The following is a 15,325-nucleotide window of genomic DNA, read 5'->3' on the forward strand; positions in this document are numbered from 1 at the left end:
TTTTACCAGATAAAGCCCACCAATTCACATAATAAAGCGATTGTGTTCAATCGTTTTGCTTTCGCGACAAATTTTAGCGTCGCGATGCGTAAATTGGTCGTTTAAAAGCGTATTTCAAGCGCCGAGTTTAAAAATTCAATAAACCAAAAAGCTATAACTAATAATGAACGTAATCATAGTTAGGTTTCATCAATTTAATGGTCTATTAAATAGCGAAACAACTTATTGGCGTTTGAATAGGCGTTTGAATAAATCGGCATTGTTTTAGCGTCAATGTTAGAAACACACGTACTTGCCATTATCGATGCCATCAATGGTCCAATTGCCCACGCGATAGCGGACTAAACGTAATGTGGGGAAGCCAATATGCGCAGTCATACGTCTAACTTGGCGGTTCCTACCTTCACTGATTGTGATTGACAGCCAGCTAGTGGGAATAGCCTGACGAAAACGTACTGGCGGGTTTCTGTCCCATAGTTCAGGTGGATCTATAGCCACAACTTTTGCAGGTTTAGTCATGCCATCTTTAAGCTCAACACCATTACGCAAGGCGTCTAGCGCGGCCTCGTTAGGAATACCTTCTACTTGCACCCAATAGGTTTTACTGGTTTTGGCCTCGGGGTGAGCCAATTTATGTTGAAGCTTTCCGTCGTTAGTCAGTACCAATAGCCCTTCGGAATCCCTGTCCAATCGACCGGCGGCATACACGTCTGGTATATCAATATAATCTTTAAGGGTTTCACGGCCGTCTGCATCGGTAAATTGAGACAGTACTTGAAAAGGTTTGTTGAAAAGTACGATTTTGCTTTCGTTTGCCATGGTGTGAATAATTACTCTTATTCTTGGAATGCCTTCTATCGCAAAAGCCTATCACAAAGCGCGAAATACTGCCCGAGTAAGACAAAGCGAAAACAATAAAGAACATAAAAACGTGTAGGAAATTCGGCGAAATTCAGGCAAGTCGTCGGTTAAGACAATGGTATGACTTGTAACTAAAAGTTTCGACCTTATACTAATGTTCGCAGTTATAAAAATAACAGACTGCCCATTCGTGTTGAGTGCATGAAGGTTGCGTTAATCTCAGCACGAGGACGAAAACAACAAGTGGTTCTGTTGTTAAGTGCAACAGAACATAAAACATCAATTACGTATCGTAGTGACCGAAGGCTTTCCACATGCTTTGTGTTAGTGCGACTAATGGACTAAAACGGTAGTACGCTACCGACAACATTGAGGTACATAATGACCAAGTCTAAGATCATCTATACTAAAACAGATGAAGCGCCAATGCTGGCGACGTACTCGTTGCTTCCTATTATTAAGAAGTTTGCTAGTGCTGCTGATGTTGAAGTAGAGCTAAGCGATATTTCTCTTGCGGCCCGTGTGTTGGCTACTTTTCCCGAGTTTCTTTCTGAAGAGCAACGTGTAACCGATACGTTATCTGAACTTGGTGAAATGACGCAAGATCCTGAAGCTAACATCATTAAGCTACCAAATGTAAGTGCGTCTATTCCTCAGTTGCGCGCCACTATCGCTGAGCTAAACGAAAAAGGCTTTAACGTTCCAGCTTTCCCAGATTCGCCTAAAACTGATGAAGACCAAGAGATTCGTGAGCGTTACGGCAAGGTTCTAGGTAGTGCAGTAAACCCTGTATTACGTGAAGGTAACTCAGACCGCCGCGCACCTACAGCGGTTAAGAATTTTGCGCGTAAGCACCCGCATTCAATGGGCGAGTGGTCACAAGCATCACGCACTCACGTAGCGCACATGCGCGGTGGGGACTTCTACTCAGGTGAAAAATCAGTAACTGTAGAAAAAGAAGGTTACGTAAGCATTGAGTTCACCGGAAAAGACGGCAGCAAGAAAACGCTTAAGCCTAAAGTAAGCTTGCTTGCTGGTGAAGTTATTGACGCTATGTACATGAGCAAAAAAGCCTTGTGTGAATTCTTCGAAGAACAAATTGAAGATGCGAAAAACACAGGCGTTTTATTCTCGCTACACGTTAAAGCGACAATGATGAAGGTGTCTCACCCCATCGTATTTGGTCACTGCGTTAAAGTATTCTACAAAGACTTGTTCGAAAAATGGGGTGACCTATTTGAAGAGCTAGGCGTTAATGCTAACAACGGTCTTGGTAGCGTATACGATAAAATTGCTAGCCTTCCTGAATCTCAGCGTTCTGAAATTCAAAAAGACATCAATGCTTGTTATGCCGACCGCCCACCTATCGCAATGGTGAATTCAGACAAAGGTATTTCTAACCTACACGTACCAAGTGACGTAATTGTAGATGCTTCAATGCCTGCAATGATCCGTAACTCTGGTCAAATGTGGGGACCGGATGGAAAGTCGCACGATACTAAAGCGGTTATTCCTGAAAGTACTTATGCCACTATTTACCAAGAAGTGATTAACTTCTGTAAAACTCACGGTGCATTCGATCCAACTACAATGGGTACAGTACCTAACGTTGGTTTGATGGCTCAGAAAGCTGAAGAGTACGGTTCACACGATAAAACGTTTGAAATGGAAGCTGACGGTACAGTACAAGTTGTTGATCAAGACGGTAACGTATTGATGGAGCATGCTGTTGAAGAAGGTGATATCTGGCGTATGTGTCAGGTGAAAGACGCACCTATTCAAGACTGGGTTAAGCTAGCAGTTACCCGTGCACGTCAATCTGGTATGCCAGCTGTATTTTGGTTAGATGATGAGCGTGCTCACGATGCACAGCTGATCACGAAAGTAGAAACCTACTTGAAAGACCACGATACGTCAGGTTTAGACATTTCAATCATGGCACCTGTTCGCGCGATTCGTTTCAGCATGGAACGTGCTATTCGCGGTCTAGATACTATTTCAGTAACCGGTAACGTACTGCGTGATTACCTCACTGACTTATTCCCAATTCTTGAGCTTGGCACCAGTGCCAAAATGCTTTCAATTGTGCCTCTAATGGCAGGTGGCGGTTTGTATGAAACTGGCGCTGGTGGTAGTGCACCTAAACACGTTCAACAGTTCGTTGAAGAAGGTCACCTTCGTTGGGATTCACTCGGTGAATTCTTGGCGTTAGCAGTTTCACTTGAAGACGTGGCAATTAAGCACGACAACAAGAAAGCTAAGATTATTGCTACTGCATTAGATAAAGCGACTGAAACATTGTTAAACAATGGTAAGTCACCAATGCGTAAAGCTGGCCAATTAGATAACCGTGGTAGCCATGTTTACCTTGGTTTGTACTGGGCAGAAGAAGTGGCTAACCAAACTGAAGACGCTGACTTAGCGGCACAGTTTAAAGCGGTATATGACGAACTATCGGCTAAAATCGATACAATCATTACTGAGATTGATGAATCTCAAGGTAAGCCTCAGGATATCGGTGGTTACTACTACCCTGATTCAGAGAAACTAGAAGCGACTATGTCGCCTAGTGAAACCTTGAAAGCGATTCTAAACGCTTAATAAAACTAAATAGGTTACTGACTTTTTAGTCACCTATTTTAAAAGCGCTCCTGACCAAATAGTCAGGGGCGTTTTTTTTATATTTGTTTAAATTTGAAAAAAACTATCGGTGTAAATTTCTAAAATATTGGCTTATCTTTATGCTAATTAATTTCTATTTATTACTATTTAGTGCAATTTAATCTAACAATGTGGGTGAGCAGAAAGGCAAATTATCTGAATTAAACTCAGAATATTTAAAAATAAGTAATAATTAAAAGAAGCGTTGCGAGGAAATAAATAAAATTTAATAGAAAGAGTAGGGCAGACAACTCTGTGAGAGTGAACGATTGTCGACTCCCTAAGAAAAAACCCACTGCTGCCTAAGTAGGCAACAACAGGCTTCTGTAGAATATGTTCGGTGTTACTTAACGCTCTGGTTCTTCTTTAAAGCCTATGTTTTCGGCGTGTAAGCCTTTAGGGCCCTGTTGCACGTCATACGTGACTTCTTGACCAGCTTTAAGTGAGCGATATCCTTCCATTTGGATGGTTGAGTAGTGTGCGAAAATATCTTCGCCACCATCTTCAGGTACAATAAAACCAAATCCTTTCGCGTTGTTAAACCATTTAACTTTGCCAATCGCCATACTTCGACTTCCTCTTAATCCTTGAACTAACACGATTATGCCCCCACAATATAATTGAAGGCAGCGTGACGTGTTTTGAAAACAACAACGTCACCTCTAAAATGTAGATTTTTTAACCATATTATGTCAAGTGCAAATGTGAATTAATTTTATCCTAAAGTTAGTGAGACATCTGCCAACAAAGCACTATTATTAATTATGAGTAGAGACAACGCCATTAGCATCGAAAGGGAAAAACTCAAAGACGCGCAGCGCCAAAAAACGCAGCCGCCGCCAATGTATAAAGTGTTGTTGAACAACGACGATTACACGCCAATGGATTTTGTAATTGAAGTGCTCATGCAATTTTTTAATATGGATGCTGAGAAAGCGCATCAAATAATGCTAACAGTACACTACCAAGGTAAGGCGGTTTGTGGCATTTTTACTGCTGAGATAGCAGAAACCAAGGTGATGCAGGTTAATCAGTATGCGCGTAAGCACAGTCATCCGCTTATGTGTACTATGGAACAGGCGTAAGTCAATTTGTAGAGGGCGAGCGATATGTTAAATAAAGAATTAGAACAAACGTTGAATGATGCGTTTGTATTTGCCAGAGAACACCGCCATGAGTTTATGACGGTCGAGCATTTGTTGCTGGCGCTACTTGATAACTCAGCAGCCCGTGAAGCACTGCATGCCTGTGGTGCGGATATTGAAGCAATTAAAAGTGAGCTGATTTCTTTCGTTAAAGACACTACCCCGTTGATTCTTGACGAGCAAATGAACGAACGAGAAACGCAGCCTACCTTAGGTTTTCAGCGCGTGCTCCAACGTGCAGTTTTCCATGTGCAATCATCTGGTAAAGAAGAAGTCACTGGTGCCAATGTACTCGTGGCCATTTTCAGTGAGCAAGAGTCTCAAGCCGTTTTCATTCTCAAAAAGTCTGATGTAACCCGCTTAGATATTGTTAACTTCATTAGTCACGGTGTGAGTAAAGCCGAAGATGATGCGCCACTTAACCCGGAAACGGGTGAAGAGGGTGAAGGTGGTGAAGAAAGCGGGTCGGCACTAAGTAAATACGCGACAGATTTAAATCGCCACGCCAAAGAAGGCAAGGTAGACCCATTGATTGGGCGCGATAAAGAAGTCGAGCGCACTATTCAGATTTTATGCCGCCGAAGAAAGAATAACCCATTACTTGTGGGGGAAGCAGGCGTAGGTAAAACCGCTATTGCTGAAGGTTTAGCGTACCGAATAGTAAACGAAGATGTGCCTGAAGTTATCAGTAACAGCACGGTTTATTCGTTAGATTTAGGCGGTTTGTTGGCCGGCACTAAATATCGCGGAGATTTCGAGAAACGCTTAAAAGCAATTCTTAAAGAATTGTCGAAAGACGAAGACGCTATTTTATTTATCGACGAAATTCATACCATCATTGGTGCTGGTGCAGCATCAGGCGGTGTTATGGATGCGTCTAACTTGCTGAAGCCTAAGCTTTCAAGCGGTGAACTTCGTTGTATTGGCTCAACAACTTATCAGGAATACCAAGGTATTTTTGAGAAAGACAGAGCCTTGGCCCGTCGTTTCCAAAAAGTGGATGTGACTGAGCCAAGCGTAAGTGATACCACCAAAATTCTACTTGGCCTTAAAAGCCGATATGAAGATCATCACAACGTACGCTATACACAAAAAGCCATTCAGGCTGCAGCCGAGCTTTCGGCTAAGTACATAAACGAACGTCACTTGCCTGATAAGGCTATTGACGTGATGGATGAAGCCGGTGCAAGCCAGCGCTTGTTGCCGCAATCGAAGCGTAAGAAAACGATTGGGGTAGGGGATATTGAGCAGATTATTGCGAAGATGGCCCGAATCCCTGAAAAGTCTGTCTCAGCGTCTGACAAAGAAGTACTGAAGAACCTTGGCCGCAACCTTAAAATGATGGTGTTTGGCCAAGACAAAGCCATAGAGACGCTTAATGACGCTATTTTGCTATCGCGTTCTGGGTTAGGTGCGGAAGAAAAGCCAATTGGTAGTTTCTTATTTGCAGGGCCTACCGGTGTGGGTAAAACCGAAGTTACGCAGCAACTCGCTAAAATAATGGGTGTTGAGTTGGTTCGTTTCGATATGTCTGAGTACATGGAGCGTCATGCGGTTAGCCGTTTGATTGGTGCCCCTCCTGGTTACGTGGGTTTCGAGCAAGGTGGATTGCTAACCGATGCGGTTATTAAAAACCCGTACTCTGTGGTACTGCTAGATGAAATCGAGAAAGCGCACAGTGATATCTACAACATTCTGTTGCAGGTCATGGATCACGGTACGCTTACCGACAACAATGGCCGCAAGGTAGACTTTAGAAATGTAGTATTGGTAATGACGACCAATGCGGGTGTACAGGAAACTGTGCGCAAGTCTATCGGCTTTAAACAGCAAGATCATAGCCACGATGCGCTATCTGAAATCAACAAGGTGTTTACCCCTGAATTCAGAAACCGCTTAGACGGAATCATCTGGTTTAATCACCTAGATGCTGAGGTTATCTTGCAGGTTGTTGATAAGTTCATTATCGAGCTTCAGGCGCAGCTAGACGTTAAAGGAGTATCTTTAGAGGTTACCCCTGCAGCACGTGCTTATTTAGCCGAGAAGGGCTACGACAAGTCCATGGGTGCCCGTCCTATGTCTCGCTTAATCAAAGAAGAGATTAAGAAAGAACTGGCGAATGAATTGCTGTTTGGTGAATTAACGAAAGGCGGCGACGTTAAAGTAGATTTGAACGACGATAAGTTGGAGTTTGAATATTCGGGCGTTGATGCAGTTAAAGAAGAAACAGAGTCTAGCTAACACCTAGTGAACTTGTTGCACTAGACATTTAATGTTGAATAAAAAATGCTGCGCCTGAAAGGGTGTGGCATTTTTTTTGTTCTTAAAGCCTTGAGCCTCTAACGCGATAAACGCGAAAGGGCTAGGCAGGTTTATTGCCTGTTGATGCAAAGTGACGCTTTAAAGCGCTAAACTCAAACTCAAACCCCTACGCTTTAATGCTAAACCCCAAGCACAAGGGTATTGCTAAAATGCCATCGCGGGGCTTAACTCTACACATACAAAAAAGCCCAATGATTTACATTGGGCTTTTTTTGGAATGCGTTGACCGCTTAATGGCTCATTATCTGGCGCGATAAATGATACGACCTTTTGTTAGGTCATAAGGAGTCATCTCAACAGTGACCTTATCGCCAGTAAGAATTCGGATATAGTTTTTACGCATCTTACCAGAAATATGTGCTGTCACTACGTGACCATTCTCTAGTTCAACACGGAACATAGTATTAGGTAGGGTGTCTTGAACCGTACCTTCCATTTCAATACAATCTTCTTTTGCCATGTAAAGCAGTTACCTCAGTAATTCAAATTTTTTTGCCGCGCAGACATTAACCAATCTTGCGTTGCGTGTAAAGCGATTAAGCAGGTTTTTTATCAAAACGCTGCCATTTATTGCCAGAAAATTGCTCATAAGGGAAAAATTTGTGCTTATAAGACATTTTTTGGCATTCTTCTACGTAATATCCCAAGTAGACAAAATCTCGTTCTTGTTGCTTTGCCTGCTCGATTTGCATCATGATCATCCACGTCCCAAGAGACGATGAGTGATAATCAGGATCGTAAAAAGTATAAAGTGCCGATAAGGCTTGATGCTCTTCGCCATTGTCGATGGTGTCGGTTACTGCCACTGCAATTAACCTATCGCCATCGTAGGCTTCAATAAATTGAGGGCGTTTCCACTCGCACAGAATAAAGTTTTCAAACTGTTCGCTAGAAGGCGGATACATACTGCCATCGGTGTGCCGGGCGCAAATGTATTTCTCGTACAACGGGTAATATAAATGATTGGCGCTCTCGGCGCTGGTTACGACAAAATGTTGGTTGCGATTGAGTATGCGCTTCTGACTTTTAGAAGGGCGAAAAGTAGCCACCGGTATTCTTACCGATTCACAGGCATGGCAATCTGGGCAGTGTGGGCGGTAGATTTGCTCGCCGCTGCGTCTAAACCCTACTTGAATAAGTTGACCGTAACGCCACGCAAGCTGGTTATCTGATTCGGCATAAACCAGTAATTGTTCTTGTTGATTGGGCAAATAGCTACAATCAAAAGATTGCGTAATTCCAAATCTCACGGTGTGATAACCTGCGGATGCCACTGATGCATGTAGTCGGTAGTTAGAGAGCCTTCATCGGTTAGAGTGTGGTTGCTAGTTTGCAGTTTTTCAATAAATTCGTTACGGAAAATTGTTTTCGCACCCAGTGAGGCAAGATGATCCGTTGGCAGCTGACAATCAATGAATGCCATCTTGTTACGCTTCATGTGCTCAACTAACGCTAGCATAGCCAATTTAGAGGTATTACTTTGTTTGTGAAACATAGACTCACCGCAATACACTTTTCCTACACCTACGCCGTATAAGCCTCCAACAAGCGCATCACCGTCCCACACTTCTACCGAATGCGCTAAACCAAGCTGATGCAAATAACTGTAAGCTTTTTGCATATCTTCTGTTATCCAGGTGTCTTGACTGGGCGCTTGTGAATTCGGATTCTTACGTGGAATATTGGCACAGGCATTAATCACAGAATCGAAGGCGTGATTCAACGTAACCTTGTAGCGCTTTTGTCGAGCCAGTTTGCGTAAACTTTTCGAACACACGAAATCATCTAACTCGATAATAGAACGTGGATTGGGCGACCACCACAACAAGGGTTCATCATCGCTAAACCAAGGAAATATTCCGCTAGAATAGGCAGAAAAAAGACGCTGGGCGCTAAGATCTGCGCCAAAGGCTAGTAGGCCGTTTGGATCGTTAAGTGCTTCAGATACAGGAGGAAAGGGTGTATCAATGTCTAAATAAGGCAGCGCTATCATAAAAGGAAAGACATCAAGCCCTGAAAATGGCAGGGCTTGAAATCGAACAAGGCCTAGCCTTGCTCAGGCATAAAGCCATCTAAGTATTTTTCTGCGTCTAACGCAGCCATACAGCCCGTTCCAGCAGACGTTATTGCTTGACGGTAGATATGGTCGCTCACATCACCGGCAGCAAATACACCTTCAACACTGGTTTGTGTTGCATTGCCGTGCAAGCCGCTATTTACCACAATGTAGCCGTCTTTCATTTCAAGCTGTTCAGCGAAAATGTCAGTATTTGGCTTATGGCCGATAGCCACGAAAAGACCCATTACATCAAGTTCTTCGGTCGCTTCACCATCGGTTTCTTTAATGCGAATTTTCGTCACACCCATTTCGTCACCCATGACTTCATCAAGGGTACGGTCTAAGTGTAATACCACATTGCCATTTTCTGCTTTGTCGCGAAGACGCTGTTCAAGAATTTTTTCGCTACGGAAAGTATCACGGCGATGCACAACGTGAACTTCAGATGCAATGTTAGATAAATACAAGGCTTCTTCAACTGCGGTATTACCACCGCCAATGACCGCTACTTTTTGGTTACGATAGAAAAAGCCGTCACAGGTAGCACAGGCCGAAACCCCTTTACCCATAAACGCTTGTTCAGATTCCATACCAAGATATTTAGCAGATGCACCTGTGGCAATAATTAAGGCGTCACACGTGTATGTGCCACTGTCACCATAAAGAGTGAAAGGACGCTTGGTTAAATCTGTTTTATTAATATGGTCGAAGATAATTTCAGTATCGAACTTCTCTGCATGCTTTTGCATACGAACCATAAGGTCAGGACCCGTTAGTCCTTCTGGATCGCCTGGCCAGTTTTCTACTTCTGTGGTCGTAGTAAGCTGTCCGCCTTGCTGGATCCCCGTCAAAAGCACAGGTTCTAGGTTTGCTCTAGCTGCATAAACTGCCGCTGAGTAGCCTGCTGGGCCCGATCCTAAAATAAGTAGGCGAACATGTCTGTTATCTGCCATTTGTATCTCCAACTAATGCCCATTTGTCCGGGCTGAATTCTGCTATAATTTTGAAGCGAAGCTTGCCAACTGTCTGTCGCGCTGTCACTACGCTATAGGTAGCTAGGTAAGGACTGTACCTTGCTTTTTCAACTGCTAATCGGCCAATACCTTTGAAAAACACGATACCTGCGCACAATAGCACTGAAAGAAGGGCGTTATGATGCCTTCATGATGATGAAAAGTCACCCATCTGATGTACTTGGTGATAATTAATTATGCAATTAAGTCTGTTTTTAAATTATTTATAATAAAAGGCGGCGTTATTGCGACGAACTTGCGTTGTATTAGGCGAAATTCGTATTACAATTCATGTTGTAGCAATACGTTAAATCTGTGCTTTAGAAATCACGTTTAGGCACCATATTAACCTTGAGCGCTGGGATTATAATAAAGCGTTTGTGTCATCAATGAGCTTTTTTGCAAAAACAGCGTTTAAATAAGCATAGCGTTTATACTTGCGATAATCATGTGCCAATCCAGCGTTAAAACCGCGCTAACCGGCTATTGAAAAGCAAGGAACAAGCATCCAGAGTGCGCTACTTACTGAAGTGAAATGAGGTGGTTTATGTCACAGTCTGTGATAACAATGCTAAAAGATGGCCAGCACTACATGAAAACCTGGCCTGTCAAAAAAGAACTGTATGCCTACTTCCCTGAATGTAGGGTGGTTGCAGCCACGCGTTTTGCTATAAAGACCATGCCACCTGCGGCGATACTCTCTTGCGCACTGTTACTTCAGAACATGGGCACAGACTATATCCCACAAACTATCACTATAGGTGCATTCTTTCTCAGTATTCCGCTTCAGGGATTATTGTGGTTGGGTCATCGTTCAAACCAATACTTACCACCGCAGTTAAATAGCTGGTATCAAGATATTCACAGCAAGATGCGCTCTGAAGGTTGTAATGTATCGTCGGTCAAATCGAAACCTAAATATAAAGAATTGGCAGCGTTACTCAAAACTGCTTTTAATGATTTAGATAACGTATTTACTAAACATTGGTTCCGCTAAAATACAGTTGCTTGTTACTTTGTCGAAGCACGTTCGCGAGCGAATTAACCGACTAACTAGCTAACTTCTCTTCTACAAGTACGCCATTGCATTTTCGGCACTTGTACTGCGCCCCTTTTAAAATTTTGTTGTGTCGTCTTATTGTCAGTTGGTGTGAACTGCAAAGGCAGGCATAGTTGAACAACTTACCAATCACGCCTTTTACATCAAAACTGTGGGTAGCGTTAGCCGGACGCTTAAACACATCAACCATAATCGCCTGCCATTCCACACCGTGGGGTTTTACCTTTTTGAATAATTGCCAAGTAAGTAAATGGCTCACTTCATGGGGAATGACATCTTGGATAAATTCGTGTTCATTCTGTTTGAATAGTTCGGGGTGTAAGTTAATGCGATTTTGTTGAAGAAACGCAGTGCCTGCATTTTTACCAGAGCGTCTAAAGGTAAGCGCAGGGCGGGGGAATGTGCGCTTGAAATATTCATCAGCGCGTTGGTAGCAGCCTTCTACAGCATCAGCGATATGCTGACGCTGTAGAGAGGTTAAATCATGGTTTGCTATAGTAGTACCTTACCTACGTGACTAATTATTCTACTTGGCACTGCAGGCAAAGAATATAGGTACCCATCGGGTCGTTCAGTTCGTTGAAAATACTGAACTCGCCTAATACACGTTTGAATTCATTAATTAGCGCAGAGTCTGAGTTAGCAAACTGCCACTTTCCAACAAACGTAAAGGCTTGACCGAAGAACTCTTTCCAAAACAGTTCTTGTGCTGAAAGTGTACGTTGAACATAGAAAGTATCGTAGTTTTCTAGTGCAGCGAATTCTGCCGCTGAATTAACGGCGTCTTCTAGCGTGCCTAGTTCATCAACCAATCCAAGTTCTAAGGCGTCGGTACCAATCCAAACACGGCCTTGTGCAACGTCATCTACTTCATCTACCGTCATATCTCGGGCGTTCGATACCAAAGATAAGAAGTTGCCGTAGCTAGTTTCAACATTACGTTGCAAAATTTGACCAAATTCTGGTGCTAAAGGGCGTACTGCTGAGAAGCCCGCTAGCTCATTCGAGCCAACACCATCACTATGAATGCCTAAGTAATCAAGTGAGTTTTCGTATGTCATAAACATGCCGAATACGCCGATAGAGCCAGTAATAGTGCTTGGGCTAGCAAAAATGCGGTCGGCGTTAGCGGCAATCCAATAACCGCCTGATGCAGCATAAGTACTCATAGAAACCACCACCGGCTTACCTGCATTTTTCAACTCAAGTACTTCTTGGCGGATAATCTCTGAACCTAACGTACTGCCCCCTGGGGAGTCTATTTGCAGTACCACTGCTTTTACGTTTTCATCCAGACGAGCTTTACGCAATAACCGTGCGGTACTGTCGCCGCCAATGGTGCCCGCTTTTTGATTGCCGTTTAAAATAGTGCCCTTCGCTACCACAATAGCCACCTTATCGATGTCACTATTGATAGACGGTAGGGGAGGATTAACGACTTTTAAGTAGGTGTTAAAGTTAGTTACATTCACACCATGGTTGTCGTCGTTTTCGCCCACAAGACCGGTAAGTTCAACGCGAACCTCTTCACGGGTTTTTAGTGCATCTACCCAGTTATTTTGTAATGCGTAATTTGCGAAATCCCCACCAGCTTGTTCAAACTTAGCCAGTAAGCCTTCTAGGGTTTCGTCAAAGTTGGAAAGAGGGATGCCACGAGCGGCAGCAACGTCTTCTTTATACTGCTGCCAGTAACCGTCTAGCCATTTACGCTCAGCTTCTTTGGCCGCTTCAGACATATCGTTACGAATAAGTGGTTCTACGGCAGATTTATAAGTACCCACGCGGAAAATGTGCGTAGTAACTTTAAGTTTTTCCAAGAAGTCTTTGAAATACATGCCATAACGACCATAGCCATCTAGCAGTAATGAACCCATAGGATTGAGATAAACGTGATTCGCATGAGCCGCAAGGTAATACTGCTCTTTAGTGTAATAGTCACCAATAGCGTACACAGGCTTTTCAGAGGTTTTGAAATCGTTGATGGCGCGCGCAACTGTGCGAAGTTTGTCTAAACCGCCGCCAGATAAACCTTGAAGGTCTAAAACTAACGCTTTAATCCGTCTGTCTTGCTTAGCGTTTTCGATAACCTTTACGACATCACGCACTAGCACTTCTGGGTTATCAGGCTCTGACCCCATGGCATCTTGTAAGAACTGTTCGAATGGATCGACAGACTCTTTTTCAATAACAAGTTGTCCGTTCAACGTAAGCAAAAGCGCACTATTCGCTTTTACCGTAAGTTGGTCGTCTTCTTGAGAGGTAATCGCAATGATTATGCCAACAAAAATCACCAGAAAAATGACATTGAAAAAAAGCTTACGGGTGAAGTTTAAAACCGTCCACAGGCCAATAAATAAGGATTTAGTCCAGTTTCCTTTGGCAGCCATAAATTACATTACCTTCTGTTTGTTTAACTCTATTATGTTACCGAATCGAAACTAGATCGCTAACTTATTTGTAATTGTTTGTGATTGTACCGCAAAGTCACTCACTTATGGGCATTCTCGTCATCTGTTAGCCATTGCGCAATCACTTCAGCGATGTGCTTATGATCATTCGCGCTTAGTTGCATCATTAAGTCGCCAGTGGTCTTTTTATAGCCTACTTTTTTGTGGCCACGCACAAACAACCGCTTAAGCGGTGATATTTTTTGCGTATCCCGTGGTTGTTTTCTATTGTTAAGTGAAAGTTTATTCACTTCATCACGTTCCTATAACAATACGTTAAAAACGAAGTCCCAATAACAAGGCTCTTGATAATGATAAAGCAATTGTACGCGAACCTCTTTAAAAAACTAAGTGTGGCAGATGGAATACCACTACTGTTGTTAAGGCTTTATTTAGCCCCTGTCATGATTCAAGCCGGTTGGAATAAGGCGAGCAGCTTTTCGTCCATTGTTGACTGGTTTGGTAATGAAGACTACGGATTGGGATTACCTTTTCCGCTCGTGCTTGCTTTTTTAGCCACTGCCGCTGAGTTAGTAGGTGGTGTATTTTTATTGTTCGGCTTACTTACTAGGTTGGTGGCTATTCCGTTGATGGTAACCATGTTAGTGGCGATATTTACCGTGCACATCGACAACGGGTGGTTAGCCATTGCCGATGCATCATCCTGGTTAGCCGATGGCACTATTTTGATGAACGACAGCGTAATGGCGGCCCCTGAGAAGTTAAGTGCTGCGAAATCTCTACTGCAATCTTATGGTAACTACGATTGGCTTACCTCCAGTGGCAGTTTAGTCGTGCTAAATAATGGTATTGAATTCGGTGCTACCTATTTTGTGATGCTGCTGGTGCTATTTTTCTATGGGGGTGGTCGCTATGTGAGTATTGACTACTTCTTTCGTCCTAAATTGCAAGACAACAACTTTAGGTAGCCAGCCTTTAAAATAGACCAGCTATGCTGGTCTTTTCTCATGATAGAACGTAGGATCTTCCTATAACGCTTTGTTCGATAATAGGATACTGAAATGGATGCACTTACGTTACTGCTTAATAGAAGCTCTCAACCTAGACTGAATGCACCTGCTCCGTCAGGTGATGCGCTTGAAAACATCATGCAAGCTGCACTTCGTGCCCCAGATCATGCGTGTTTAACACCGTGGCGTTTTATTGTTTGTGAAGGAAAAGGCTTAGATAAACTAGGCAGCCTATACGAGAAATCTGCTATCGAAAACGATAAGTCTGAGAAAGAAATTGAGCGGGCAGTGCAGTTACCGCATCGCGCGCCTATGGTAATAGTGGCAATAGCCAACTATGTAGAACATGAAAAAGTCCCTCGTGTAGAGCAAATTGCTTCTGCATCATGTGGGGTGATGGCCATGCAAATGGCGGCGGTAGCGCAGGGATTCAATGGCATGTGGCGAACGGGAAGCTATGCGCAATGCGATACGGTAAAGCGTGGTTTTAACTTAAGTGATGATGACGAAATTGTTGGTTTTTTATATTTAGGTACGCCTGCTTTTGAACCTGCGGCGAAACCCAATCGCGATACTTCTGACTACTTTGAATATTGGCGCTAACTTTCAGCTTGTGGGATGCTGGGATTTAGTCTCGCGCTTTATGCGACAAAGATAATGCTAAGAGGTTAACGCTACGAGATTAATCTTACGAGCTTTGCGTTACAAACGTTATGTTACAAGCTTAAGCAGAAAGCTAACCGTGCAGACAAAGGATAAGACAACGTTATCTGCACGCATTGCGGG

At 43.2% G+C, this 15,325-nt stretch carries 15 protein-coding genes; 6 read left to right on the top strand and 9 right to left on the bottom strand.

The features are described from left to right. Positions 1–276: 276 nt before the first annotated feature. Positions 277–819 (bottom strand): rRNA large subunit pseudouridine synthase E, encoded by a 543-nt coding sequence (locus ALT761_RS08350; RefSeq protein ID WP_129737950.1) that lies wholly within the window; start codon positions 817–819, stop codon positions 277–279. A gap of 423 nt (positions 820–1,242) precedes the next feature. Here ALT761_RS08350 and ALT761_RS08355 point away from each other — a divergent pair, with 423 nt between their 5' ends. Then, complete coding sequence (locus tag ALT761_RS08355) at positions 1,243–3,462, top strand: NADP-dependent isocitrate dehydrogenase (protein ID WP_129737952.1); 2,220 nt, start codon at positions 1,243–1,245, stop codon at positions 3,460–3,462. 407 nt (positions 3,463–3,869) lie between these two features. On the opposite strand, the gene cspD is transcribed toward ALT761_RS08355, so the two are convergent. Then, on the bottom strand, positions 3,870–4,088 hold the full coding sequence (gene cspD / locus ALT761_RS08360) for a cold shock domain-containing protein CspD (protein WP_013784394.1): 219 nt from the start codon (positions 4,086–4,088) through the stop codon (positions 3,870–3,872). 198 nt (positions 4,089–4,286) lie between these two features. On the opposite strand from cspD, the gene clpS reads away from it, so the two are divergent. Together clpS and clpA are read left to right on the top strand one after the other, a co-directional pair. Beyond that, positions 4,287–4,607: an ATP-dependent Clp protease adapter ClpS gene (gene clpS, locus ALT761_RS08365; RefSeq protein ID WP_129737954.1), complete on the top strand. Its 321-nt coding sequence runs from the start codon at positions 4,287–4,289 to the stop codon at positions 4,605–4,607. Between the two features lie 24 nt (positions 4,608–4,631). Beyond that, complete coding sequence (gene clpA, locus ALT761_RS08370; protein ID WP_013784392.1) at positions 4,632–6,908, top strand: ATP-dependent Clp protease ATP-binding subunit ClpA; 2,277 nt, start codon at positions 4,632–4,634, stop codon at positions 6,906–6,908. Between the two features lie 322 nt (positions 6,909–7,230). Here the strand turns inward: clpA and infA are convergent, their stop codons facing one another. The 4 genes from infA to trxB form a co-directional block, all read right to left on the bottom strand. After that, positions 7,231–7,449: a translation initiation factor IF-1 gene (infA, locus tag ALT761_RS08375; RefSeq protein ID WP_013784390.1), complete on the bottom strand. Its 219-nt coding sequence runs from the start codon at positions 7,447–7,449 to the stop codon at positions 7,231–7,233. A gap of 76 nt (positions 7,450–7,525) precedes the next feature. Beyond that, positions 7,526–8,239, bottom strand: a complete 714-nt coding sequence (locus tag ALT761_RS08380; protein ID WP_129737956.1) for an arginyltransferase — start codon at positions 8,237–8,239, stop codon at positions 7,526–7,528. Beyond that, complete coding sequence (gene aat / locus ALT761_RS08385; RefSeq protein WP_129737958.1) at positions 8,236–8,982, bottom strand: leucyl/phenylalanyl-tRNA--protein transferase; 747 nt, start codon at positions 8,980–8,982, stop codon at positions 8,236–8,238. Before aat ends, ALT761_RS08380 begins: the two co-directional genes overlap by 4 nt. 53 nt (positions 8,983–9,035) lie before the next feature. Next, positions 9,036–10,001 (bottom strand): thioredoxin-disulfide reductase, encoded by a 966-nt coding sequence (gene trxB / locus ALT761_RS08390; RefSeq protein ID WP_057792262.1) that lies wholly within the window; start codon positions 9,999–10,001, stop codon positions 9,036–9,038. Between the two features lie 607 nt (positions 10,002–10,608). On the opposite strand from trxB, the gene yfbV reads away from it, so the two are divergent. Continuing rightward, positions 10,609–11,058, top strand: a complete 450-nt coding sequence (gene yfbV / locus ALT761_RS08395; protein ID WP_057792258.1) for a terminus macrodomain insulation protein YfbV — start codon at positions 10,609–10,611, stop codon at positions 11,056–11,058. Between the two features lie 52 nt (positions 11,059–11,110). Here yfbV and ALT761_RS08400 read toward each other — a convergent pair whose 3' ends face one another. From ALT761_RS08400 to ALT761_RS08410, 3 genes are all read right to left on the bottom strand, one after another. Then, positions 11,111–11,617: a SprT family zinc-dependent metalloprotease gene (locus tag ALT761_RS08400; RefSeq protein ID WP_331903092.1), complete on the bottom strand. Its 507-nt coding sequence runs from the start codon at positions 11,615–11,617 to the stop codon at positions 11,111–11,113. A 25-nt stretch (positions 11,618–11,642) separates the two neighbouring features. After that, positions 11,643–13,508, bottom strand: coding sequence for a signal peptide peptidase SppA (sppA, locus tag ALT761_RS08405; RefSeq protein ID WP_129737960.1), 1,866 nt, complete (start codon positions 13,506–13,508; stop codon positions 11,643–11,645). Positions 13,509–13,609: 101 nt separating this feature from the next. Beyond that, positions 13,610–13,819: a hypothetical protein gene (locus ALT761_RS08410; RefSeq protein WP_129737962.1), complete on the bottom strand. Its 210-nt coding sequence runs from the start codon at positions 13,817–13,819 to the stop codon at positions 13,610–13,612. Between the two features lie 60 nt (positions 13,820–13,879). Here ALT761_RS08410 and ALT761_RS08415 point away from each other — a divergent pair, with 60 nt between their 5' ends. Then, positions 13,880–14,497, top strand: a complete 618-nt coding sequence (locus ALT761_RS08415; RefSeq protein WP_129737964.1) for an HvfX family Cu-binding RiPP maturation protein — start codon at positions 13,880–13,882, stop codon at positions 14,495–14,497. A 93-nt stretch (positions 14,498–14,590) separates the two neighbouring features. Then, entirely contained in the window at positions 14,591–15,142 is a 552-nt protein-coding gene (locus tag ALT761_RS08420) for an NAD(P)H nitroreductase (RefSeq protein ID WP_129737966.1), read from the top strand. The last annotated feature ends 183 nt before the right edge of the window (positions 15,143–15,325 follow it).

Origin of the sequence: Alteromonas sp. 76-1 (assembly GCF_900654235.1) — a bacterium.
GTDB classification, from domain to species: domain Bacteria; phylum Pseudomonadota; class Gammaproteobacteria; order Enterobacterales; family Alteromonadaceae; genus Alteromonas; species Alteromonas naphthalenivorans.